This is a genomic window from Pseudomonas mediterranea CFBP 5447, from assembly GCF_000774145.1.
GTDB classification, from domain to species: domain Bacteria; phylum Pseudomonadota; class Gammaproteobacteria; order Pseudomonadales; family Pseudomonadaceae; genus Aquipseudomonas; species Aquipseudomonas mediterranea.
On sequence record NZ_KN322983.1, the window covers coordinates 686,793 to 710,305 of the forward strand.

The following is a 23,513-nucleotide window of genomic DNA, read 5'->3' on the forward strand; positions in this document are numbered from 1 at the left end:
CATCGAGATGATAGGATCGGGCCTCTTCACATGCGCGATTGACAACATGGACGAGAGATTCCAGGGAAGCTGCTTGTGCTCAGCGGTCAGGTACGAACTGCTCACTTCGCCAAAAGCGGTGAGCCACTGTCATTGCAGTCAGTGTCGTAAAGGCCATGGAGCCGCATTTGCCTCATATGGCAGCGTTCCGCGTAACGCGCTACGGATAGTTGAAGGCGCTGCCAGTATCAAGGCATTTGCTTCCTCGAAGACGGTATTACGCGAGTTCTGCGGGGAGTGTGGTTCGAGCTTGTTCTGGTCGAGCGCTGAAGGTCAGTTCGCTAATTGGGTATCGGTAGCGTTGGGTACTCTTGATACCCCCTTCGTGCCTGGAAAGCAGAAACATGTCTATGCCGAGTCTTTAGTTGATTGGTATATGCCATTGGAATCAGGTTTTCAGGGTGACTAACTGCTTGGGACGGGATCGTCGAGAACGATATGAAGATTCGTAACGCCTTACTAACCGATGCGGAGTCGGTGTCTAAGCTCATGGACCAGCTAGGCTACCAAGCCTCACCAGAGCTCATTCGTAATAAGCTTGAGGCCTTGGAAGCTAGTACCTGCGATACCGTGCTGCTGGCGCAAGACGGTGAACAAATCATCGGGGTCATCAGCTTACATGTAATGGAACTGTTTCATCAGCCAGGCAGGCTCGGACGCATTACCTGTCTGGTCATTGACAATGATTTCCGGAGACAGGGGGTGGGAGCAATGCTGGTTGCCGCTGCCGATGTGTTCTTTAAAAAGCGACGTTGCGTTCGGGCTGAGGTGACTAGCGGTGAAAACCGAGCAGAGGCCCACACCTTTTACCAGCGGCAAGGTTACGCGGTTGATGAGCGTCGATTTATAAAACGGTATGGATCGTCCGAGGTAGAGTAAAAATTCAATTTGGTGTTCACGCGATCCTGACTAACATGTAGCTGCTCAAGTAGGCGATTTGAATATATCCGTGCTCAAGAGCATTTCAACCAGGTTCTCCGGCCATACCGTATCGCTCGTGGTTCTCAACTCCTGAATCGACCACCAGTGATGATCCGCCATGACCATCTTCTCATGCGCTGTCCACTCAGATCGGGAAAGGACCGTATCCTGAGTATGCACGACGAAATACTGCTCAACAGCGAGCACCGTTTCGCCGCTGGGTAAAAGCAACGGAAGCCGCCGATTTGCCAAAGGCTCGCCAACGGTCGCGACTTGAATGCCTGTCTCTTCGCGTAGCTCACGTATGGCGGCTGTGTGGAACGTCTCGCCATCCTCCAAGCCACCACCAGGTGTGGCCCAGTGGCTTGTGCCGGCCAACGCATCGTCCGTATGGTGAAACCGAAAAAGAAGGACTTCTTTTGAGGGGCTTATCACCAGTAATCGTGCTGCCTGTCGCTCTCGCATATGCGGTCCCTCGTGAAAGGGGCGCAGATTAGGGGCTGTCAAGTTAACCGGCAAGCTTGGAGAAAGACAGGCTGGTGGCTGACTGGTTGCATCGATAGCAGCGTAGAGCATCGCCCAAGAACCTCCTTTCGTCTCGTAAAGTGGCAACCAGACTGACCCGTGTCTATGGTTTCGGACGACAGATAGCTAACGGAGGCAAGGACATGGGCCAGAGCATTTCGCCCGCCGCTTCAGCTGTGCGGAACACAGGCATGGTGGTTACGCCCTTATGGGGCTCGGACAAAATCGGCGGTATCACGGTCGATTCGGACGGTGCAATCTGGCTGGGGGCTTATAGTCGCCTGGGACTAGGAGGCGAAGAGGATTCGGGTTTCACCGGCAGCCTGGTCCGGTTCAATACCAACGGTAGCCTGGACCGCAGCTTCAGTGGAGACGGTAAATCCCTGCTGCCTGTAACGCTCGATATTGAGGACGGTGGTAATGCCGCGGTGCAGCCGGGAGGCGGGTACCTGGCGACGCATTACGTGCAAGTCGGCGGCGCCTGGGTGTCGGGCATAAGTCGTACCTTGGCTGACGGGAGCCTTGATGCGAGTTTCGGGAACGGCGGCGTTGCCACAGTACCTTTCTATTGGAATGATTTTCTAAGCCAACAAGCGTCGTTCTCTGTACAAACCGACGGCAGTTTTTTCGCAAGCGCTGGGTATCCCTCCGGGGAGATCCATATCGCCCGCTTCGACGCGACGGGGACTTTGGTCTCGTCTTTCGCCGAGGGCGGGATCCTGGACCTGACGGCGTCCGTCGGCATTTACCCCGCCAGCATCATCGACGTTTCGCTGCAGGAAGACGGGAAGGTATTGGTCACGGGGCGGGATACTCTGACTCGCGTCAACCAGGACGGTACTCTGGATAGCAGCTTTGCGAACGGGGGCAGCCTGGCCCTGGATGTCCATGCAAACGCCCTCGTCATCCAGGACGACGGCAAAATCCTCCTGGCGGGCGCCTCGGGTGGCGTGGCGACCGTGATCCGGCTCAACAGCGACGGCTCGCTTGACACCGATTTCGGGCATCAGGGGCAGGTCAGTTGGGGCTCGGAAAGCGCTCCTTTCGCTGTAGCCGACATGATCGTGCTGGCCGACGGCAAGCTGTTGATTGGCGGAAGCCAGGGTACGAGCGCGGACGGCTATCTGGCCGCCTTGGTCCAGTTGAACGCTGACGGCAGCCTGGACCACAGCTTCGGCAATCCCGACGACGGCTATCACCACCTTGATGGTGGCGGCGATGATGACTTCTTGCTGGGTACCGCCTCGTTCGACGATGCGATTTCGGGCGGCGCCGGTAACGATCTGCTCGATGGCCAGCAAGGCCGTGACCTGCTGACGGGCGGTGCCGGGACCGATACGTTCCGTTATCAGTCAGTCACGGACAGCTACCGAACCGCAACGGCTGCGCATAGCGACCGAATCACCGACTTCGACCCCAGCACCGATACCATCGAGCTCTTCTCCCTGGGCTTCCTCGGGCTGGGCGATGGACATGACGGAACTCTGGCGATTCGAGTCAATGAAGGCGGGACGCGGACCTACCTCAAAAGTTTCGATGCCAACGCAAATGGGGAACGCTTCGAACTGGTCTTCGACGGTGACTTGAGCCAAACGCTGAATGAAACCAACCTTCTGTTTCAGCAGGCCAGCTTGACGGGCACCGAAGAAGCCGATCGTTTACAGGGCAACGCCCGAGGCGAAATCATCGAAGGATTGGCGGGCGATGATCGCCTTCATGGCGCGCTGGGGAATGACATATTGGTTGGCGGGGAGGGCCGGGACTTGTTGGTGGGGGGCGGCAACAACGATGTGTTCCGCTTCGATGGGCTGAGCGACAGCTACCGTACCGCCACCGAGAACCACACTGATCGGCTGATTGACTACACCGTGGGTGAAGACAGGATCGATGTGTCCGCCTTGGGCTTCACCCAGTTGGGAAATGGTTACAACGGCACCTTGGACGTGGTGTTCAATGAAACCAAGAACCTGACGTACTTGAAGAACTATGAAACCGACGATCAGGGGGCTCGATTCGAGTTGAGCTTGGCAGGGGACCACTCCGGTTACCGGAACCTGGACATCATCTTCGCCGAGCCCTCGGGGGATGAGGTCTTTCAATTGATTGGAGTGGCTGATCTCTGGGGGTAGAACCGGGAAAAAGGTGGAGCGGAAAAAGGGCCCAAATTTATTTTCTTGATAATAAATCTTTCCCCTTTTCAAAGTTACTTTTTGTGACCGGCAGTGATTGAGCCATTTCAGTCTTTCGCGATGGTCAGCAATCGGCTAGAAGCAGTCATCCGCTTTTTAAAAGTATCCGAGACGATCCCGCATGCGGGATTTAAGCAGCCTAAAGGGCCTCCAACTTTTTGGCTTATAAAATTATCAAGCTGATTGACTTCGGTAGTATGAAGGGATCTCTATAGTTATCCTGCGACTATCCATTTCATTTCACCTTTAAGACTGCGTTTATCAACTACGCATGGATGAGGGTCTATGCTTTTTACTAGCCCTTTCAGCTTTAGCAAAACAGCTGCTGGGTCAATAGCCCGAGGCCGCAATTTCGAGTGTTTTTCTGGTTGTTCGAGGTGTAATACCACGCGCATTCGACTACAGCGCAGAAAAGCTTTGGCTAATCTTCGCTCATCGGTGTGAGCAGCATGAAGCTTGGCTGAGATCATGCCCGCAAGAGTATCCCGAACCTTGGCTGCAATTTCATCGGCCAAGTCAATCGTTTTGGTTCGTCGATATTCGCGATAGTCCTTAAGTTCAATAAGCCAACCAGTTGTATCATCCACAAATACGAGATCGACTGCTTTGGTACCACCAAACGCCGGATTGAATTGTCTTCGGTAATGAGCCCAATCATCATATTTACTGGCTAGCGCATCTTCAGGGAAATTGAAGGTCAGGCGTCCTTCTTGGATTACCTGTTCAATAACGGCCATTTCAGCTCTCCAAACCGATGAATCGGTCCGATTGCTTAAGTTCTTCATCTAGCATAACCAAGGTATGCAAGTCTTCCGCGCTATCGCCAGACTCTAATTTTACGCCATCGTCGCTTGACTTGAGTGAGAAGTAACGTTGTTGAACAGTCTTGAATTCAGATTGTTCCGCAAGCATTTCTAATTCACGCAATAAAAATAGCGAGTGGCTAGCTACAAATACCTGGATGCCTTGTTTGCAGAGACTCATTATGCTGAAGGCGACGAGCTTGATTAGTTTTGGATTGAGATTGGTTTCCGGCTCGTCCCAAAATAGGTAACCCTGCTCTAATAGAGTCCCGGTGCTAATTAGACGTGCAATCATAGCCACTTTGCGCAGACCTTCCGCTACCAGCGGCATTTCCATTTTACCTTCACCTGGCATTTGCAGATAAAAGCGCCCTGTGCCCGGATCAATCATGACGCGTCCTCCCAATGCGTCTTCTAAAGGTTTAACCATCATAGCTACTATTTTTTCCCGAGGGCCTTTAAGAGTCGGATTGCCTAATAGCGACACCGTATCTCTCCAACTCTCCTCGAATTCAAGGTGATAATTATCGTAAAGTGGAACGAACCAAGGAGAAAGAGTTATCAACTCACGAGTTGGAAGGTAAACTGGCGATTTCTGCAGTCTTGATTCCGGCAATTCGTCTATTTGAACTGATGTGGTGGCTTGAGAGGCGAAGCTGATTGCCAGGTTCGCCTTACTTTCCTTCATCTTTAATTCAATCTCACACTTCACTCGACCTTGGCTGCGCTTAACCAAGCGGCCGAGACTGTCCGGGCGAAATACTCCTACTAGCTTTTCGGCACAACTCTTCTGGAACGTAGACTTATTTAGTTCCTTGTTGTCGGCCTGCACCTTGAGCAAGGTATACAGGAGCTTCAGCAGCTGACTTTTGCCGCAACCATTTTCGCCGATCACGACGTTCAGCCCAGGGGCAAAACGAAACTCGGTATTGGGTAACGGTCCAAAGTTTTTGATGTTGGCGCTTTTCAGCATGCTGGGTCCTCAAATGTTGCCGCATTTTGACCTTTCGCGCCTCAGCATTGCTGAGAAGCCGCTGGTTGTGAGGGCGGCGGAGAATACGAGTTTTTCAAGTGCAGTCTGGAGATAAGCTTACATTGAGGTGGTCGCTAAGTCCTATGATTTGCTTTTGAGGCGCGAAAGCTTGTGCGTTACTGTCGCCGATGGTGAGCGAAGCTGATTGCTCGTTACGACCGCGATAAATCTGAGGTACTGGCGACATAGTGAATCAGCTCAGGTTTCGTAGACGTCACGACTGACCGGATTTGGCCGAAAGCAGCCTTCCGGGCTGTGAGTGTTGATGGCAGTCTTCGGTCACGCATAATCACTGACATGTTTGATAAAACCGACGCGGTAGTAAGGCTTGAGGACACGAACGGGTGGGCCTGTCTGTGCAATCATCCGGTAGGAAAAACAGGCGCTCTCAAGCGCCCGTCGTTGTATCAGCTTTCGACCTGAGCCTGAAGTCGTCTACCAATCACCTCCAACAAATCACACCCATCACGCAACGGAATCACCAGAAGCTGTGCAAAGTCCGAAAGCACCACCGTCTCGCTGGCAATCTCTGATCGGAACGCTATGTTCTCCAATACCTGAGTCACCACACGAATCCGGTAGTCAGCGGTTGCGTGAAGAACGTCAAGCGGTGCTTGTGTATCGATGAGCAGGGAAGCCGGGGTGCAGTCAATGCCTGTGATGGGGACGTATCGTTTCATGTTTGAAACTCCGATCTAGTGAGGTTAGACCACTCAATCGTCGCCAAACAATTGGGTGGCAGTTGCACGCAGGTTGGCGAACCGGGATCGGAAACCGGCAGACCCTAAGGTCTCCCGCGCGCAACTACCATAACGGGTAGCCGCGCAAGTGTGCCAAAGCCTTCGCAAAAAGCGCAGTACTTTTGCACGTGATCCCAGGTCGCCAAACCTGATCGCCCCCCTTGGGCGACGGGAAAGACTATAGTTTTTCGCGCCCAAACCGGACAAGGTGAGAGATTCCGAGAGCATCGTAGGAATCGTGAGAGTTCTGCGCGGAAACGAACCAACATTTTCAGGATTCGTAGGACAGTGAGAAGGAGTTCTGCATGTTGATCGGACACCGCTTCGAACGCACCGCCCAGGATGACCTGCATATCCACTCGCGCAATAAGGTGCAGAGTACCGCCGTGTTGCTGGTAGGCGCGCTTGCCTTCCTCTTGCCGATGGCGTTCGCCGTGTTCGCGGTCGCTGAGGGACTTTCGCCATCGGTTGGCCTGGATCCGCTGTCCTCGTTGCTCATCGTTCTCGGGCTGCTGCTGATTCCGTCCCTTGGCCTGATGCTGATGGTTTACACCGGCATCCGCGAGAGCTTGGTGTTGTCGCGCGTCGACGGTGAAGGCAAGCGCCTGACCCGAAACTTTTTTGGACGTCGCGAGCGTGTGCAGTTGGTATTCAGAATCGACGCCGTCAAATACCTTGAACTTCGTCGTCTTCCGCAGGCTGAGCAAGCCCGAACCCAGCTGTGGCTGGTGATGCGCGATGGCAGTGAGCATCGCCTGACCACCGATAACGTTCCGGTAGTGCCGGGCAGTCAGCGCACCGATTTGTGGTTGCGTGAGTTGGCCGATTACCTGAACGTGGCGGTGCCTACCGAGGTCGTCGGTGCTTCGGCGATGGCTGCGAAGGCTGCCTACAGGCCGGCTCCAGCGCCCACCAGCGGTAAGGCGGTGAGGGAAGCTAGAAGACGGAGAGGGAAGGAGGCCGCGGCTGCGTCCGAATCGAGCGCGGAGCTTGGTATGCCTGCCCGCGCCTTGCTCATGCTGTTGGGTACCTTCCTCGCGGTGCTGGAGCTGATTAACCTGGTCGCATGGGTGCCGTCTGTGTTTACCGGACGGCTGCACGCCAGCGGTTTTCGGACGGGCTCGACGATTTTCTATTGGGCGGAGCAACCGCTGAGCTTTTCCTTCAATTTGCTGATGGGTGTCGCGGAGGTGTTGATCGTTGGAGCCATCGCCCGGGGGTGCCTGCGCATGGCGTTTCGGGGGCGGATGGGTTCCAATTCCAGAGGGTAATTCTGAAGCCTCGATGGGGGCCGCTTCGCAGCCCAGCGGGGATGAATCCCCTCGCCACATACAAGGATATTGCCAGCGCCATGACCAACCGCAATCAACTCCACCTGGATGGCTACGTCCTGCTGCATCGTGCGATCCCAACCGAGTGGCTCGCAGGGCTGCGTAGCGTATTCGACGCGGGCGTAATACCCTCGGATCAGTGGCCAACTCCCCGTGGCTGGGACTGGCGTCACTCCCTGCTGGACTGCGATCCAACGATCCAGGCAGTGTGTCGTCTGCCACCGTTGCTGGCAGCCGTAGGAGAGTTGATCGGCGAGCGGTTCTTTCTTGCGCAGGTGGAGGGACGCGAGCCCCTGACGGGTGGCGGTCATCAGCAGTTGCACCGCGACCTGTCGGCCCAACGGCCAGGCGATACGGCAGTCGCCCTGGCTTTTTTCGACGACTACGGTCCCGAGAACGGCGCGACGCGTATCGTGCCCGGCAGCCATCGTCCGCTGCCAGGAACGCCGTCTTTCGACTTTGCGGACGAGTCCCGTTCCGTGCAGCTTTCGGGGAGTGCCGGCGACATCCTGGTGTTCGATGCCGAGCTGGTTCACGGGGCCAGTCTGAACGTGAGCGGGGCACGTCGCCGCTCGATCCTGGTGGGCTATTTTTCCGAGCGGCTTTATGCGTCGCACCTGGAGACCGCGCACCTGCGCAATATTCGGATGGACACGAGCGAGCGATTCGAGCCTGCCGATTTTGTCTTCGGTTCGATGTAGCCGATGCAGTAGTCAACTACCGTATCTGCGCAGTACGCCCCAGCCACTGCTCACGATCCAACGCCCATACTTCCTTGTCCAATTCCCCGCTGACAAATCGCCCCCGTTCAGTCCTGAGCAATCGCATTCCCTCCCGTTCTGAAATGCGCCGCGAGCCCTGGTTGCCAACGGCCTTGGGCACCACCATCACTGGGCGACCAAGCGTGACGAACCAGTAATCATTGATCACTTCACACGCCTCGGCCATGTAGCCGTGGCCTTGCCATGGCGGTGACAGCCAGAAGCCGCGGTGGTTGTCTGGTTGGTCGAAGAGGGAAATGCTGCCGATGATCTGGGCCGGGTCTGACGTCAGGCGGATCATCCAGTGCCACTCTTTGCCGCGCTCGATGGCGGGTAGGGCGTGGTCTCGCACGTAGGCCAGCGCGCCGTCGGCGGGGTAGGGCCAAGGCACTCGGCTATCGAGGTAGCGGACCACTTCCCATTGGGGGAACAGCGCCTGGATGGCGGGGGCGTCGGTCAGTTGCAGTGGAGTGAGGATCAGGCGTTGGGTTTGGAAGGTCGGGAGGTAGGGCATGGCGGTCGGTCCTTGAGCGCGGAGGGATGAAGGTAATTGGATTCCGGTATCGATGTCGACTGGGATGGGAGTGAAAACGGTAGGTCTGTTGGCATCGGTGCTGGATGTGCTGCCGCCATCGCGAGCAGGGCTCGCTCCCACATTGGATTGCGGTCTGGCTACATGACCTGAGTTCGCCCCAGATCCCCTGTGGGAGCGAGCTTGCTCGTGATAGCGGTGGGTCTGCGGGCATTGATGTTGGATGTGCTGCCGCCATCGCGAGCAAGCTCGCTCCCACATTGGATTGCGGCCTGCTACATGACCTGAGTTCGCCCCAGATCCCCTGTGGGAGCGAGCCTGCTCGCGATGGCGGTGGGCCTGCTGGCATGGGGTTGGATGTGCTGCCGTCTTCGCGAGCAGGGCTTGCTCCCACCAAAAGCAGAGCCTCGGGGTTCCTTAGTGACTCATACCCTTGAGCCGCTCCGACATCTTGACCAACGCCGCCAACGAGTCTGCATCCATCTTGCGCATCAACGCGCCGCGTCGGACCTTCACGGTCACTTCGCTCAATCCCAAGCGCCCGGCCACTTGTTTGTTCAGCAACCCCGAGACCACCAGTTCCATCACTTCCCGTTCGCCGTCGGTGAGGCTGTCATGGCGTCTTTTCAAATCATCCATCACCGCGTCCGTCTTGCGCCGTTCCCTGTCCCGGTTCAGGCCCTGGCTGATGGCGTCCAGCAGGTCCTGTTCGCGAAACGGCTTGGTCAGGAATTCCAGTGCCCCGGCCTTCATGGCTTTCACCGACATGGGAATGTCACCGTGGGCGGTGATGAAGATCACCGGGAGCTGGAGGTTCAAGCGGGCCATTTCCTGCTGGAAGTCGAGCCCGCTCATCCCCGGCATGCGCACGTCGAGGATCAGGCAGGCGGGGATGTCCGGCAGCGTGGCGGCCATGAGTTCGCGGGCCGAGGCGAAGGCCATGCTGGGCAGGTTCACCGAGGCCAGCAGGTCTTGCAGCGAGACGCGTACGGAGCTGTCGTCGTCGACGATGTAGACCATCGATTCGGCAATATCGGGCTCAGTCATCGGATTCCCTTGTCACGGCCGGCAGGGTGAAGTGGAAGGTTGCGCCGGATTGCGGGTTGCTGGATACCCAGATACGGCCGTCGTGGGCTTCGATGATCGAGCGGCTGATGGCCAGGCCCATGCCCATGCCGTCAGGCTTGGTGCTGTAGAACGCGTCGAACGCCCGCTCATGGTCGTTTCCGGACAGACCCTTGCCCTGGTCGGACACGGAAAACAACAGTTGCTGACCGGACTCCAGCTCGGCATGAAATTCCAGGATGCGATCATCGGCGTCGACCTGACGCATCGCCTCGATCCCATTCATGGCCAGATTCAATATCACCTGTTGGATCTGCACTTCATCCACCAGCATCGGCGGCAGGCCTTCCTGGATATGCACGCGCAGGGTGATGCCTTGCTCGTTCAGTTCTCCGGCCAACAGCCGCAGGGCGGTATTGACCGTGTCGGCGACGTTCAGCCATTGCTTGGTGGGGGCCTGGTGCCGGGCCATGCCGCGCAGGCGGGTGATGATTTCACTGGCCCGATGAGTGTCGGCGATGATGCGTTCCACGGCCAGGCGGGCCTTGGGCAGGTTGGGCGGCTCCGTCGCCATCCAGCGCAGGCAGGCGCCGCTGCTGTTGGCGACGGCGGCCAGGGGCTGATTCACTTCGTGGGCGATGGAGGCGGCGAGTTCGCCAAGCATGTTGACCCGGGCAATGTGCGCCAGGTGCGCGCGGGTTTTGTGCACGGTTTCGATGGCGGCGGACAGGCGCAGGGCCAGGTAGGTCGTGCCGGCGATGGCGGCGAGGCTGATCAGCACGTTGATCTGGCCGGCCTCCGAATCGCCGAAGCGTGTCAGCCGATAGCTGAGGATCGTCAGCACCATGCAAATGAACGACACACCCGCGACCGCACGCGCCGGCAGGATCCTCACGGCAATCAGCACCACGACGATCTGGAAGACCCCCACGGCGATCTCGAGATCGGTGATGGTGTCTATGGCCGCGATGCCGAGCGCCAGGCCCAGCAGAAGCAGCAGACGCAGCGCCCATTGAGTCTTTCTCATTGAATATTCATCTCGTATCGCTCGACCCGGCCGGGCTTCGACCTTGTCATTTGAATCACCTCAGGACGGATTGTCCAGGCTGAACTGATCGGCCACTTCATCGTAGGCGAACAGCTCCGCGTAGCGTCCCCATTGCGTGACACAGTCCAGGGTATGGGCGGCGTCGTGCTCGGACATGAAGTCCTCCAGTTGATCGCGGAAACGTCGGGCGGGTGCCGTGCGGGTGGGGCGGTCATCCAGCACTCTTCGCACATGCCCCACCAGCGGGACATACCGGAGCAGGTGCCGGGCGAACAGCTGCTTGCGCTCATCGACATCTGATTCGGCATAGCGGTGCCCGGCGGGAAGCAGGGTCAGGATCCCATCGTGGAGGTCGGCGAAACGCATCAGTTGCAGCACCTCGGCCACCGGAAAAAGATCGGCGTCGCTGTAGCGCAGCGCTCCGGCCAGTTCCCGCAGATCGGCCTGGCCGTCAAAGGGATGATCCTGGACCGCCTCGATCAACCCGGCCAGTGCATTGGTGGAGATCGACGGCAAGACCATGCCCACGCCGCTGCCGGCAAACACACCCTGGGGCAGCGAGTCTGAACGACCACCGCCGGCCATCTGTACATAGATATGCTCGACCTGGGCCTGGAACGCCAGGTCGGAGCGATTGCGCGGCTGGGGTAGGTCGACGCTGATTTCCTTCACGACGCGCCCCGGATTGGAGGAAAAAATCAGTATCCGGTCGCACATCAGCACGGCTTCTTCGATGTTATGGGTGACCAGCATGATCGACTTGATCGGCATCCGCCCTTCACGCCACAGGTCCAGCAGATCGGTGCGCAGGGTTTCGGCGGTGAGTACGTCCAGCGCGGAAAACGGCTCGTCCATCAACAGCACATCCGGGGCGACCACCAACGCCCGCGCCAGGCCGACCCGTTGGCGCATGCCGCCGGACAGCTCTTTCGGGAAGGCGCTTTCAAAGCCGTCGAGGCCGATCATGTCGATGGCGGCCAGGGCCCGTCGGCGGCGCTCGGGCACGGGCACGTTCAAGGCTTCGAGGCCGATTTCGACGTTCTGCAGCACTGTCAGCCAGGGGAACAGGGCGAAGCTCTGGAACACCATGCGCACCGAGCTTGGTAATCCTTGGGTATCGACCGGAAGATCAACCACGCCGGCGGTGGGTGAGATCAGACCTGCGATAGCGCGCAGCAAGGTCGACTTTCCAGACCCCGAGCGCCCCAGCAGGCCGACGATTTCCCCCTCGTCCAGGCGCATGCAGACGTCGTCCAGGACCCGCCGTTCGGCGCCTCCGGCCGAACCATAGACATGCCCCACTTGCTGCACGTCGACCAGGCAGCGTTTCTCCATCACTTGCATTGGATTCATCCTCAATCGATTCGCAGTCGGCGCTCGGCGAAACCGTACAAGGGACGCCACAGCAGTTGATTGAAACCGACGACGAAGATCGCCATGACCGCGACCCCCAACGCCACCCGTTGCATGTCTCCGGCCTCGGTGGCCTGGGCGATAAAGGCGCCGAGTCCTGACGCATACAGATGCTCGTTACCCCAGGACACGGCCTCGGCGACGATGCTGGCGTTCCACGAGCCGCCCGCCGCCGTCAGGGCGCCCGTCACGTAGTAGGAAAAAACGCCGGGCAGGGCGAACCGTCGCCACCATTGCCAACCACGCAGATGGAAGCTGCGTGTGGCTTCCCGCAGGTCGGTCGGCAGCGCGCTGGCCCCGGCGATCACGTTGAACAGGATGTACCACTGGGTGCCCAGCGCCATCAGTGGCGACAGCCAGATGTCGGGATTCAGTTTCAAGGCCACGATGGCGACCACCGCAAACGGAAACAGCAGGTTCGCCGGGAAAGCTGCCAACAGTTGCGCGACTGGCTGCAGGCGTTCGGCCCAGCGCGGGTTCAGGCCGATCCACACGCCGATGGGCACCCAGACCAGGCTGGCGAGCGCGATGAGCACGGCGACCCGCAGCAGGGTGGCAAGCCCCAGGCCGAAGGCGCCGATGACATCTTCCAGGCCCAAGGTGCCGCCAATGAAGCGTGACAATTGAACGATACCGCTCATGCAGGCCAGTACGATCAAGCTGATCCAGAGCAAGTCTGCCGCTCGGCTGAAACGGGCGCTGGCCTTGAAGCGCAGGCGTGGCAGCCTGGGGAGTTTGTCCAGGAATAAAGAAGTTTTGAGACCGTCCAGGGCCCGCAACGCCAAGGGCACCAGGCGCGTCGAGCGCAGCAGGTCATAGACCCTGGAGCGAGGGCGCTTCTGAGAGGCCGTCTGTTCGAAGCGAAACCGATCCGCCCAGGCCACGATCGGCCGGAAGAACAGCAGGTCATAGAGCATGATCACCGCAACCATGGCCAACACGGCCCAGGCGGTCGCAGCGATGTCCTTGCGTTCGATCGCCAGCGCCAGCCACGAGCCGATCCCCGGCAAGCTCACGGTGGTGTTGCCGACGGTAATGGCCTCGCACGCCACCACGAAAAACCAGCCGCCGGACATCGACATCATCATGTTCCACACCAGCCCTGGCGTGGCGAAGGGCAACTCCAACTTGACGAAGCGCTGCCAGGGCGAAAACGCGAACTGCCGGCTGACTTCATAGAGATCGTTGGGCACGCTCCTCAGCGATTGATAGACGCTGAAGGTCATGTTCCAGACCTGGCTGGTGAAAATGGCGAAGATCGCTGCGCATTCCACCCCGGTTTCCTTGCCGGGGAAGAGCCCCATGAAGAACACCACGGTGAAGGTCAGGAACCCGAGGACCGGCACGGATTGAAGGATATCCAGCGCCGGCAGGATGACCAGGGCGGCCTTGCGGCTTTTCGCTGCCAACGTGGCGATGAGCAGGGAAAACATCAGGGAGGCGAACAGCGCGATGAACATGCGCAAGGTGGTGCGCAGGGTGTATCCCAGCAAGTGGGCCAGATCGAGCGACAACGGCGAAGCATCCAGCACAGTGAGCGGCTGGTTCATTTGCTCGACGCCATAGGCAATGAACACGGCCAACGCCACGATGAGGCAAACCAGGGTGACATCTGCCCACCAGGCGCCAGGCTCTTTGTAGTTGAAAGGGGTCAATGCGGAGGCGGCGAGTGGAGAGCGCATCGTGCACCTCTTTTGTATCGTCGGTGTTTGAGTGCGACGAGATTAAGTCCAGCCTCCGACGATGACCACTGAGATTAAGGGCGGGAAAATATACGTTGGTATATCGAGGGGTGTGGCGAGGGCATCTGATCCGGTTTTTTTGCTGGCAGGTGCGGCTGTAATGCAACCTGGGTTCAAGCCAGAATCCTGTGGGAGCCGAGCTTGCTCGCGATGGCGGACTGACAGCCAATCAGAAGTCGCCTGACCCACCGCTATCGCGAGCAAGCTCGGCTCCCACAGTTTTCCGGGGTATTCATCGGCAATCGAGTTCACCTCGGAACCCTGTGGGAGCGAGCCTGCTCGCGATGGCGGTCTGTCAGTCGGCAAGGAAGTTGACTGTGCCGACGTCATCGCGAGCAGGCTCGCTCCCACAGGGGTTGTGAGGTGGCTGCTTGCTGTGTATTTCTTTCAGGAGTGCTTATGACGAAGATGGCGATTTTTCTGGGTGGTTTCCTGGCGTTGACCCTGCTGATTGGCGTGCTTGCGACGATTCCCCCGGTGTAGGACGCGCCACTGCTTTTTTGTGGCGAGGGAGCTTGCTCCCTCGCCACTAAGGGCCCGATGGCTAGCGGTGCAAAATCACCTGCGCAATCTCCTGCAACCCCATCACCCGCTGTGCGGCGTTGAGTTTGATGGCCTCCTTGGGCATGCCGAAGACCACGCAACTGGCTTCGTCCTGGGCCACGGTGGCGCTGCCGGCGTCGAGCATTTCCTTCAGGCCGCGGGCGCCGTCGTCGCCCATGCCGGTCATGATGATGCCGGTGGCGTTGCGGCCGGCGAACTTGGCCACTGAGCGGAACAGTACGTCCACCGACGGGCGATGGCGATTGACCAGCGGCCCGTCCACCACCTGCACGTGATAGAACGCGCCGCTGCGGGTCACCATCATGTGCTTGCCGCCGGGGGCGATGAGGGCCAGGCCCGGGTGGATACGGTCGTTGTTGCGCGCTTCGCGGACTTCGATCTGGCACAGGCTGTTGAGCCGGGCGGCGAACGAGGCGGTGAATTTTTCCGGCATGTGCTGGACGATGACAATGCCCGGGCATACGCGCGGCAGGGCGGTCAGCACCGCTTCGAGGGCCTGGGTGCCGCCGGTGGAGGTTCCCAACGCTACGATGCGTTCGGTGGTCTGCGCCATGGCGTGGCCGTTCGCGGCGGGCAGCATGGCATCGGCGCTGAGTTTGGTGGCCGGTGCCAGTGGCGCGGGACGCTTGCCCAGGTTGCGGACATTGACCTGGGCGGCGCCCCTGATCGCCGCCACCAGTTCCGGTGCCGATTCCAGCAAGAAATTCTTCAGCCCGCTGGTGGGCTTGGTGATGATTTCCACTGCCCCGGCAGCCATCGCCTGCAAGGTGGTTTCCGCACCCCTGGGGGTCAGGGACGAGCAGATCACCACCGGGGTCGGTCGCTCGCTCATGATTTTCTTCAGGAAGGTGATGCCGTCCATGCGCGGCATTTCCACGTCCAGCACGATCACGTCCGGCCACTCCCGGGCCAGCTTGTCCATGGCGAAAATCGGGTCGGAGGCCGCGCCCATGACGTGGATGTCCGGGGTGTCACTGAGAATCGCCAGCAGTACCTGGCGAACCACGGCAGAGTCATCCACCAGCAATACATTGATCTTTTTTGACATGGTTAATGCCGTGTCCTTATCGGTTGGTGTCTGACCCACACGTCGCCGCTGCACAGGTCGAAGATGATGCTCCGGTAGCCGGTACTGCCCATGTCCTGGGCAATCAGGTCCAGGCGATAGAGGGCGGCCATTTCCAGCGCCGCATTGACGTTCAGCCGCGCAACGTCGCCGAAAGGGACTTGCCGTTGCAGCTCGGGAAACATTTCGCCGCCGCCGAACAGCTTGAGCTGGTATTCCTCGGGTTCGGTGTGATGAGCCCGCGCCTCGCGGATAAACAGTTCGATGGCTTCGTCGGCGTACATACCGTTGAGGGCCGTGGAGCAGCGTACGCGGCTGGGCAGCATGAAATGGCACATGCCGCCGATCCGGTGCTCTGGATGCCACAGGGTGATCGCTACGCAGGAACCGAGGATGGTGCGTAGCCGGGTCGGGCAGGTGGCGAAGCGGAATTCGCCCGGTGCCAGGTAGACCTCGGCCACGTCCCTCGTCGCGGGTTGCAAGGCGGCTCTCATGGTTTGCGATAAATCGACGGCATCACCATCTTCAACGCGTCGGACACGCCGTTGAGGCTTTCCGAATGGCTCACGATGAAATAGCCGCCGGACTTGAGCCGGGGGATCAATCGGGCGACCACTTTGCTTTTGGTGGGTTGGTCGAAATAGATCATGACGTTGCGCAGAAAAATCACATCGAACTCTCCCAGATCCGGCAAGGTTTCGTTGAGGTTGACCTGGACGAAGTTGACGCGGTTGCGCAGCGCTCGGTCGATCAGGAACGTGCCTTGCTGGCTGCCGGTGCCCTTGAGGCAATATTTCACCAGCAGTGGCTGGGGCAGGGTACGGGCGCGCTCCATGGGGTAATGCCCGGAGCGGGCCTTGGCCAGCACTTGGGTGCTGATGTCCGAACCGATGACTTCCCAAGGCGTGGTGCCCAGCCCCTCGGCCAGGGTCATCGCCAGGCTGTAGGGCTCTTCTCCCGATGAACTGGCCGCGCTCCACAGGCGAAAGGTTTTCCCCGGTGCGGCGTGGGGCAGCACGTGCTGGCGCAGGAAATCGAAGTGCTTGGGTTCGCGGAAAAAGTAGGTTTCGTTGGTGGTGAGCAGGTCCAGCGCCACCTGCAATTCGTCGCTGCGCTGGCCGTTCATGATCAGTTTGAAATACTCGCCGTAGCTGCCCAGTTCATAGTGCTTGAGGCGCTTGGACAAGCGCCCGGCCACCAGGGCTTTCTTGGCGTCGGACAGGTTGATGCCGGCGGCCTTGTACAGCCAGGATTGAAACTGGCTGAACTCCCGGTCACTGAGGGCCAGTGAGTTCACGGTGCGTTCCTTGCAGGTGTCGGTGTTCACTGGCTTTCAAACTCCAGCGCGGTGGGGCTGGCTTCGGCCAGTTGGGACATTTCGTCGATGGACAGCACACGGCCCACCTCCAGCACGATCACGAACTTGCCGTCGACCTTGGCCATGCCGCTGATGAAGTCGGCACGGATCTTTGCCCCGAAACTCGGTGGCGGTTCGATCTGCGAGGCCGGGATTTCCAGCACTGCCGATACCGTGTCCACCAGCAGGCCGATGTCCTGGGCGTGGCCGTCTTCGGTGTTGGCCTCGATGATCACCACGCACGAACGCCGGGTGATCGACGAGTTCTGCCGGCCGAAACGGGCCGATAGGTCCACCACCGGCACGACCGCACCGCGCAGGTTGATCACCCCACGGACGAAGGCCGGCATCATCGGTACTACGGTCAGGTTGCCGTATTCGATGATTTCCTTGATGCAGAGGATGCCGATGGCAAACATCTCCGTGCCCAGCATGAATGTCAGGTATTGCGCTTCTTCCTCGACCGCGATGGCGGTCTGACGGGTGGTAGCGATGGCGCCCATGGCTTTTCTCCTTTAAGCGAGCCTGTGGAAGCGGACCGTCAGAACCGGGTGAATTCGGATTCGTCCGGCGCGCTGGCCATGTTGTAGGCAAACGCCTTGGGCAACGCGGTCACCGAGGCCCGGGCCGGTTTGCGGCTGGACGGCCCGGGGGTGTGGTCGACCTTCACCGGCAGGCTGGCCGACTTGGGCGGCGTGTCCAGGGTGAAGAAACTCATGGCCTGTTGCAGTTGTTCGGCCTGGCTGCTCATTTCCTCGGCGGTGGCGGCCAGTTCTTCGCTGCTGGAGGCGTTCTGCTGGGTCACCTGGTTGAGCTGGGTCATGGCCGTGTTGATCTGCGCCACGCCGGCAGCCTGCTCTTCGGAAGCGGCGCTGATTTCCTGGACCAAGTCCGAGGTTTTGTTGATCGACGGCACCATCTCATCGAGCAGGTTGCCGGCCTTCTCGGCCATGTCGACGCTGCTGGAAGACAGTTCGCCGATTTCCTGGGCGGCGACCTGGCTGCGTTCGGCCAGTTTGCGCACTTCGGCGGCAACGACGGCGAAGCCTTTGCCATGCTCGCCGGCACGAGCGGCTTCGATGGCGGCGTTGAGCGCGAGCAGGTTGGTCTGGTAGGCAATGTCGTCGATGATGCTGATGCGCTGGGCGATTTTCTTCATCGCCACCACGGTCTGCTGCACCGATTCGCCACCGTCGGTGGCTTCCTTGGCGGCCTTGCTGGCCATGCCGTCGGTGACCTTGGCGTTCTCGGTGTTCTGGTTGATGCTGGCGCTCATCTGCTCGATGGAGGCGCTGGTCTCCTCGACACTGGCCGCCTGTTCGCTGGTGGCCTGGCTCATGGACTGCGCGGTGGCGCTGACTTCTTCGGAGGCGCTGGCCAGGTTGTCCGCCGCGTTGCGCACTTCACCGATGATGTGGGACAGCTTGCCCACCATGTTCTGCATGGCATTGAGGACCATGCCGGTTTCGTCCTTGGAGCCGCCCTCGATTTTCGCGTTCAGGTTGCCTTCGGCCAGTTGTTCGGCCACCGAGGCGGCTTGCTTCAAGGGGCGGGAAATGACCCGGGAGATGAACAGCGCCAGGCCCAGACCGATCAGCAGGGCGGCAGCCAGCACGGCGATGATCGACAGGCGGGATTTTTCAAACAGCGCCATGCCGCGTTCGCTGGCCGCGCCGGCACCGGCGTCATTGAGTTCCACCAGTTTCTGCAAGTCGCTGGTCACCAGCTCGAATCGGCGCCGGGACTCGCCCTTGAGCAGCGCATGGGCCTGGTCGGTGAGGTTTTGCCGGGACAGTGCCATCAGGTCTTTGCTGATCGCCAGATAGGCGACCCAGTCGTTGCGGGTCGTCTCGAACAGCTGACGGTCTTCGGCATTGGACAGCAGTTTTTCATAGGTCGCCAGACGGGTCTCGAAACCTTTCCTGGCTTCTTCCGCTTCCTGTTCGACTGTGCTGCGTTCCTGCTCGGAGTCAGCGGTGATATGGCGGTTTTCCTTGAGGCGATAGTTCGCCCCATAGAAGCGCATGCCGGAGGCCGCACGCATCGACGGCATCCAGTTTTCGCGGATCTCGGTGGTGGTGCCGTTCACCTCGCCCAGCTGGATGATCGAGAACACCCCCATGACCGCGGTCAGGGCCAGCACCACAAGAAATGACGTGATCAGTTTGGTGGCGATTCTAAGATCGTAGAACCATTTCATTGGGAAATACCTCTCCATGGAGTTGCTAAAGCGTCAGCGAGCGTTGGCTTGTGATAGTGGGGTAGGGGTGTAGCGGTTTTCTGTCTGGGCGATCTGGGCGAGCAGCGCCGGCACGTCGAGAATCAGCGCCACGGCGCCGCTGCCGAGGATGGTCGAGCCGCTGATGCCGCGCAGGGCGCCGAACAACTTGCCCAGGGGCTTGATGACGGTCTGGAATTCACCCAGCAAGTCATCCACCACCAGCCCGGCCTTGAGTTCGGCATAGCGCACCACGACGACGTTCTGCCGGCGTGCGGCCCGGCCTTCGTGATTGAAGTGATCGCGCAGGTACACCAGGGGCAGCACCTCGCCGCGCAGGTCCAGGTAACCCTGTTCGCGGCTGGCGGTGCCGTCGTCTTCGCTCAGTTCGATGCATTCCTGGACCATGTCCAGCGGAATGACATAGGTGGACTGGTCGATGCCCACCAGGAAGCCGTTGATGATCGCCAGGGTCAGCGGCAAGCGGATGCGCACCACGGTGCCCTGGCCCGGCTGGCTGTCCAGGTCTACGGTGCCGCGCAGCAGGGTGATGTTGCGCTTGACCACGTCCATGCCCACTCCGCGTCCCGACAGGCTGGTGACGGCCTGGGCGGTGGAGAAACCGGGTTCGAAAATCAGGTTGTAGATCTCCTGGTCGGTTGGGCTGGCGCCGGGAGCGACCAGGCCACGTTCCTGGGCTTTTTCCAGGATCCGGTCACGGTTCAGGCCGGCGCCGTCGTCGGCGATTTCCAACACGATGCTGCCCGAGTCGTGATAAGCGTTGAGGTGCAGATGCCCCTTGGCCGGCTTGCCGGCGGCCAGCCGCGCTTCGGCGGTTTCGATGCCGTGGTCCATGGCGTTGCGCAGCAGGTGCATGAGCGGGTCGCCGATCTTCTCCACCACGGTCTTGTCCAGCTCGGTTTCCGCGCCGCTGATGATCAGGTCGATGTCCTTGCCCAGTTCCTGGCTGACATCGCGCACCACCCGGCGGAACCGGTTGAAGGTTTCACCGATGGGGATCATGCGCAGGCGCAAGGCGCCGTCGAGGATTTCCTCTACCAGCCCGGACACCGTCGAAGTGGCTTCCTGCAACGTGTCATCGTGGCAGTTACGGGCCAGCAGGCTGGTGCCGGCGCTGGCGATGACCAGTTCCCCCACCAGGTTGATCAGCTCATCGAGCTTGTCGGCATTGACCCGTACATAGGCGCCGTCCTTGGCCTTGTTTTCACTGCTGGCCGGTGGTCTGTCCGCCGGGAGTTGGCCTGACGTTCGCGGCGTCTTGCGCTGGTCCGGCAGCAGTTCGCCGGTGGCGACCAGCGCGGTGCTTTCGGCGTTGGGTTCCTGGGCGGTGGCAACCAGCCCGGTGTTCGCCCGCTCATCAACGGCCACGATCTCGATCAGGCAATCTTCCCGGACGAAATCGAAGACTTCGTTGATCGCTCCATGGCTGGCGGCCGAGCGGAAATCGATGTCGAATCCCAGGTAGCAGGATTCGGCGTCAAAGGCTTCGACGCTAGGCAACGCTTCCGTTTGTGTGTCGAGGTGGACGATTTCACCGAGGGTCTGCAGATAGCGCAGGAACGACAGCGGATCCATGCCGTTGCGGAACACGTCCTGGCCGAAACGCAGGCTGATGTGCCAGAGACGCGTTTCGGACGGCTCCTGCGCTGTGGCTTCGGTCGTCGCTGCCGGGGCGTCGTCGGACGGGGGCGCCTGGTACTCCTGCAGCACCTGGCACAGCTCCCTCTCCCGTTTCAGGGCCGGCGGCGTCAGCGTCCCGCCCTGGTTGGCCACCACGTTGATCAGTTCCAGCATGTGATCGCTGGACTTGAGCAGCACCGCGATCAGGCCGGTATCGACCTCGACGCTGCCGTTGCGCAGGCGATCGAGTACATCTTCGACGATGTGGGTGAAGCTGACGATCGGTTCCAGGCCGAACAGCCCGGCCGAGCCCTTGATGGTGTGGGCCGCGCGGAAGATCGCACCGATGGCGTCATCGTCGGCCGGGTCGTTTTCCAGTTGCAGCAGGGATTCTTCCATCGCCTGCAGCTGCTCCCGTGCCTCGACGATGAACGTCTGTTGTGCCTGGTCGAGATTGATGCTCACGCTCATATCCTTTGTCGTGTCGGGCGGTGCTTTCTAAGCCAGCAGGTTGCACAGCTCGAGTGTTTCGCTGACGGTCTTGCTGCGCGCGGTCAGGGTGAGTTGGGTACCGGCCTTCGGTGCTTCGCGCAGGGCAATCAGCAGCAGTTGCAGGCCGGCGCCGTCCATTTCGGTCACCTGTGACAGGTCCAGCTCCATGTGCGGCGTATTGCCCAGGCAGGGCAGCAATTGCGCGGCGAGGTCGGCGGCGGTGTAGATCGTCAGCTCGCCGTCGATCTGCACTTGCGCGGTGTCACCTTGTGTTTCGTACAGCAGCGGCATCACAGCCTCCAGCCCTCTAAGGCAGAATCAGTTTGGACACCGCCGCCAGCATCTGCGCCGGCTGGAACGGCTTGACCACCCAGGCCTTGGCGCCTGCCGCCTGGCCTTCCTGTTTCTTCGATTCCTGGGATTCGGTGGTGAGCATGATGATCGGCGTGAACTTGTAGCTGGCCAGCTTCTTGACCTCCTTGACGAAGGTGATGCCATCCATGTTCGGCATGTTCACGTCGCTGATGATCAGATGCACTTTCTGCCCGTTGAGCTTGCCCAGCGCATCCTTGCCATCGCTGGCCTCGATTACGTCGTAGCCGGCACTTTTCAACGCGATGCCGACAACCTGCCGAACGCTCGCGGAGTCGTCGACAACCAATACACTTTTAGCCATGAACGGCTCTCCTAAAAGAAGGTTATTTCCTGTGAAGCTTGCTGCACGCCCGAGTCGCCGTGGTGGTTGCGGCGTTGCTCGTCGGTGGCATAAGTGGTTTCCATGCGGGCCAGCCATTGGCGGGCATCGATGGACACGGCCTGGTCGGGCGACTGCTGGGCCTGCTGCATATGCACGTGCAGGTCCTCGATGTTGTCGCGCACGTGGCTGAGGATCTGGCTGACCCGATCCTGGAATTGCAGGCTGACCAGCACCTCGGTGAGTTCGTCGCGGATGCCGAAGCTTTCCTGTTGCAGCAGGTCCGCTGATTCGGCGAGCTGTCCGGTGACGCTTTTGAAACGCTCCAATACGCGCTGGATGCTGTCCTCGGAGGTGGAGACCGATTGGCTGTCCTGATCGGCGCCACTGGAGGCGGCCTGGACCAGTTGGGTGATGGCGGTATTGATGATGTCGACCTTGGCCGACATCTGCTGGCCGGTCTCGCTGGACTTGCTCGACAGGCTGCGCACGGCGTCGGCCACCACCGCAAAACCGCGCCCGGCTTCACCGGCCCGGGCGGCTTCGATGGCGGCGTTGAGGGCCAGCAGGTTGGTCTGCGCGGCAATCGCGGCGACGTCGGCGGCCATGGTCCGCAGTTCGCCGGTGTAGGCGGTGAGGTTGCGCACCTGGGCCAGGGTTTCGTCGCGGCTGGCTTGGGTGGCTTTCAGGGAATCGATCACCCGCACCAGTTCGCTTTCGCTCTGGGCCAGCACCTGTACGGCGCCGCCGCTGCTTTTCCCGGCCAGTTCACCGGCAGCCAGTTGCGAGGCTTGCACAGTATCTTCCAGGCGCGACGAAATGCCGGTGAAGCGGCTGGTCAGCGAGACGATCGCGGTCTCGGTCTGCTGCCGGGAGCTCTCGACCTGTTTGGCCCAGATCGGCATGGCACCGAGGATGACTTCGTTGAGTTGTGCGCTGGCTTTGTGATTGACGTGCTCGGCGGCTTGCAGGTCCTGCCGGGCGGTGGCGGCCAGCGCGTCGTCGAACTGCCGACGTTGCACCCGCGCACTCCACAGGCCGGTACCGAGGCCGAGGACCAGCAGCACTGCGCTGAAACCGATGTTCTGTGCATTCGTCTCGTTGAGTGCCAGCACGCCGACAGCGGCGGCAACGGCCACGAGCACGGGGCTCCAGAGGAGGCGAGGCAGGGTTGCAGAAAAGGAATGACCGTGTGGGTACGACGTCATGGTTCGGTCCTTGAACAGTGTTGCTAACTGGTTATTGGCGAATAACTGGTTATCTGCGACCTCGGATTTGACTTGAAGACCAGTCGTCCGATTTCCGACTGCTGTAGGCAAAGGCCTACTCAGGGCGTGGC

General features: G+C 59.9%; 23 protein-coding genes. 5 read left to right on the plus strand and 18 right to left on the minus strand.

All coding sequences use genetic code 11. From position 1 onward, the window contains the following. The first annotated feature begins 46 nt into the window (after window positions 1-46). On the plus strand, window positions 47-448 hold the full coding sequence (locus N005_RS28115; protein WP_081993243.1) for a GFA family protein: 402 nt from the start codon (window positions 47-49) through the stop codon (window positions 446-448). A 29-nt stretch (window positions 449-477) separates the two neighbouring features. Beyond that, window positions 478-918, plus strand: coding sequence for a GNAT family N-acetyltransferase (locus tag N005_RS08685; protein ID WP_047700805.1), 441 nt, complete (start codon window positions 478-480; stop codon window positions 916-918). A 45-nt stretch (window positions 919-963) separates the two neighbouring features. Here the strand turns inward: N005_RS08685 and N005_RS08690 are convergent, their stop codons facing one another. Beyond that, complete coding sequence (locus N005_RS08690; RefSeq protein WP_047700806.1) at window positions 964-1,425, minus strand: NUDIX hydrolase; 462 nt, start codon at window positions 1,423-1,425, stop codon at window positions 964-966. A gap of 203 nt (window positions 1,426-1,628) precedes the next feature. Here N005_RS08690 and N005_RS08695 point away from each other — a divergent pair, with 203 nt between their 5' ends. After that, window positions 1,629-3,614 (plus strand): M10 family metallopeptidase C-terminal domain-containing protein, encoded by a 1,986-nt coding sequence (locus tag N005_RS08695; protein WP_047700807.1) that lies wholly within the window; start codon window positions 1,629-1,631, stop codon window positions 3,612-3,614. A 275-nt stretch (window positions 3,615-3,889) separates the two neighbouring features. Here N005_RS08695 and N005_RS08700 read toward each other — a convergent pair whose 3' ends face one another. The 3 genes from N005_RS08700 to N005_RS08710 form a co-directional block, all read right to left on the minus strand. After that, window positions 3,890-4,411 (minus strand): hypothetical protein, encoded by a 522-nt coding sequence (locus N005_RS08700; protein ID WP_047700808.1) that lies wholly within the window; start codon window positions 4,409-4,411, stop codon window positions 3,890-3,892. Window position 4,412: 1 nt separating this feature from the next. After that, window positions 4,413-5,450 carry an AAA family ATPase gene (locus tag N005_RS08705; protein ID WP_047700809.1) on the minus strand — a complete coding sequence of 346 codons (1,038 nt, stop codon included), beginning with the start codon at window positions 5,448-5,450 and terminating at the stop codon, window positions 4,413-4,415. Window positions 5,451-5,917: 467 nt separating this feature from the next. Continuing rightward, window positions 5,918-6,190, minus strand: coding sequence for a hypothetical protein (locus tag N005_RS08710; protein WP_047700810.1), 273 nt, complete (start codon window positions 6,188-6,190; stop codon window positions 5,918-5,920). 365 nt (window positions 6,191-6,555) lie between these two features. Between N005_RS08710 and N005_RS08715 the strand changes: the two genes are divergently transcribed. Both N005_RS08715 and N005_RS08720 read left to right on the plus strand, forming a co-directional pair. After that, window positions 6,556-7,521, plus strand: a complete 966-nt coding sequence (locus N005_RS08715; RefSeq protein WP_047700811.1) for a hypothetical protein — start codon at window positions 6,556-6,558, stop codon at window positions 7,519-7,521. 80 nt (window positions 7,522-7,601) lie between these two features. After that, window positions 7,602-8,282: a phytanoyl-CoA dioxygenase family protein gene (locus tag N005_RS08720; protein WP_047700812.1), complete on the plus strand. Its 681-nt coding sequence runs from the start codon at window positions 7,602-7,604 to the stop codon at window positions 8,280-8,282. 16 nt (window positions 8,283-8,298) lie between these two features. On the opposite strand, the gene N005_RS08725 is transcribed toward N005_RS08720, so the two are convergent. The 14 genes from N005_RS08725 to N005_RS08790 form a co-directional block, all read right to left on the minus strand. Next, on the minus strand, window positions 8,299-8,856 hold the full coding sequence (locus tag N005_RS08725) for a GNAT family N-acetyltransferase (protein ID WP_047700813.1): 558 nt from the start codon (window positions 8,854-8,856) through the stop codon (window positions 8,299-8,301). A 435-nt stretch (window positions 8,857-9,291) separates the two neighbouring features. After that, window positions 9,292-9,921, minus strand: coding sequence for a response regulator transcription factor (locus tag N005_RS08730; RefSeq protein WP_047700814.1), 630 nt, complete (start codon window positions 9,919-9,921; stop codon window positions 9,292-9,294). After that, window positions 9,914-10,966 carry a sensor histidine kinase gene (locus N005_RS08735; protein ID WP_047700815.1) on the minus strand — a complete coding sequence of 351 codons (1,053 nt, stop codon included), beginning with the start codon at window positions 10,964-10,966 and terminating at the stop codon, window positions 9,914-9,916. Before N005_RS08735 ends, N005_RS08730 begins: the two co-directional genes overlap by 8 nt. 60 nt (window positions 10,967-11,026) lie before the next feature. Further along, window positions 11,027-12,331 (minus strand): ABC transporter ATP-binding protein, encoded by a 1,305-nt coding sequence (locus N005_RS08740; RefSeq protein ID WP_144402656.1) that lies wholly within the window; start codon window positions 12,329-12,331, stop codon window positions 11,027-11,029. Window positions 12,332-12,342: 11 nt separating this feature from the next. Then, window positions 12,343-13,950: an ABC transporter permease gene (locus N005_RS08745; RefSeq protein ID WP_231983276.1), complete on the minus strand. Its 1,608-nt coding sequence runs from the start codon at window positions 13,948-13,950 to the stop codon at window positions 12,343-12,345. A 736-nt stretch (window positions 13,951-14,686) separates the two neighbouring features. Next, entirely contained in the window at window positions 14,687-15,754 is a 1,068-nt protein-coding gene (locus tag N005_RS08750) for a protein-glutamate methylesterase/protein-glutamine glutaminase (RefSeq protein WP_047700818.1), read from the minus strand. Between the two features lie 2 nt (window positions 15,755-15,756). After that, window positions 15,757-16,254 carry a chemoreceptor glutamine deamidase CheD gene (gene cheD, locus N005_RS08755; RefSeq protein WP_144402645.1) on the minus strand — a complete coding sequence of 166 codons (498 nt, stop codon included), beginning with the start codon at window positions 16,252-16,254 and terminating at the stop codon, window positions 15,757-15,759. A gap of 8 nt (window positions 16,255-16,262) precedes the next feature. Beyond that, window positions 16,263-17,099 carry a CheR family methyltransferase gene (locus tag N005_RS08760; RefSeq protein ID WP_047700820.1) on the minus strand — a complete coding sequence of 279 codons (837 nt, stop codon included), beginning with the start codon at window positions 17,097-17,099 and terminating at the stop codon, window positions 16,263-16,265. After that, entirely contained in the window at window positions 17,096-17,632 is a 537-nt protein-coding gene (locus N005_RS08765; RefSeq protein WP_024778565.1) for a chemotaxis protein CheW, read from the minus strand. The genes N005_RS08760 and N005_RS08765 overlap by 4 nt, the downstream gene beginning before the upstream one ends. A gap of 38 nt (window positions 17,633-17,670) precedes the next feature. Beyond that, window positions 17,671-19,329 carry a methyl-accepting chemotaxis protein gene (locus N005_RS08770; protein ID WP_047700821.1) on the minus strand — a complete coding sequence of 553 codons (1,659 nt, stop codon included), beginning with the start codon at window positions 19,327-19,329 and terminating at the stop codon, window positions 17,671-17,673. A gap of 33 nt (window positions 19,330-19,362) precedes the next feature. After that, complete coding sequence (locus N005_RS08775; protein ID WP_047701031.1) at window positions 19,363-21,453, minus strand: chemotaxis protein CheA; 2,091 nt, start codon at window positions 21,451-21,453, stop codon at window positions 19,363-19,365. A gap of 33 nt (window positions 21,454-21,486) precedes the next feature. Further along, on the minus strand, window positions 21,487-21,771 hold the full coding sequence (locus N005_RS08780) for an STAS domain-containing protein (RefSeq protein WP_047700822.1): 285 nt from the start codon (window positions 21,769-21,771) through the stop codon (window positions 21,487-21,489). A 16-nt stretch (window positions 21,772-21,787) separates the two neighbouring features. Beyond that, complete coding sequence (locus N005_RS08785; RefSeq protein ID WP_003203044.1) at window positions 21,788-22,156, minus strand: response regulator; 369 nt, start codon at window positions 22,154-22,156, stop codon at window positions 21,788-21,790. An 11-nt stretch (window positions 22,157-22,167) separates the two neighbouring features. After that, entirely contained in the window at window positions 22,168-23,382 is a 1,215-nt protein-coding gene (locus N005_RS08790; RefSeq protein ID WP_047700823.1) for a methyl-accepting chemotaxis protein, read from the minus strand. Window positions 23,383-23,513: the final 131 nt, after the last annotated feature.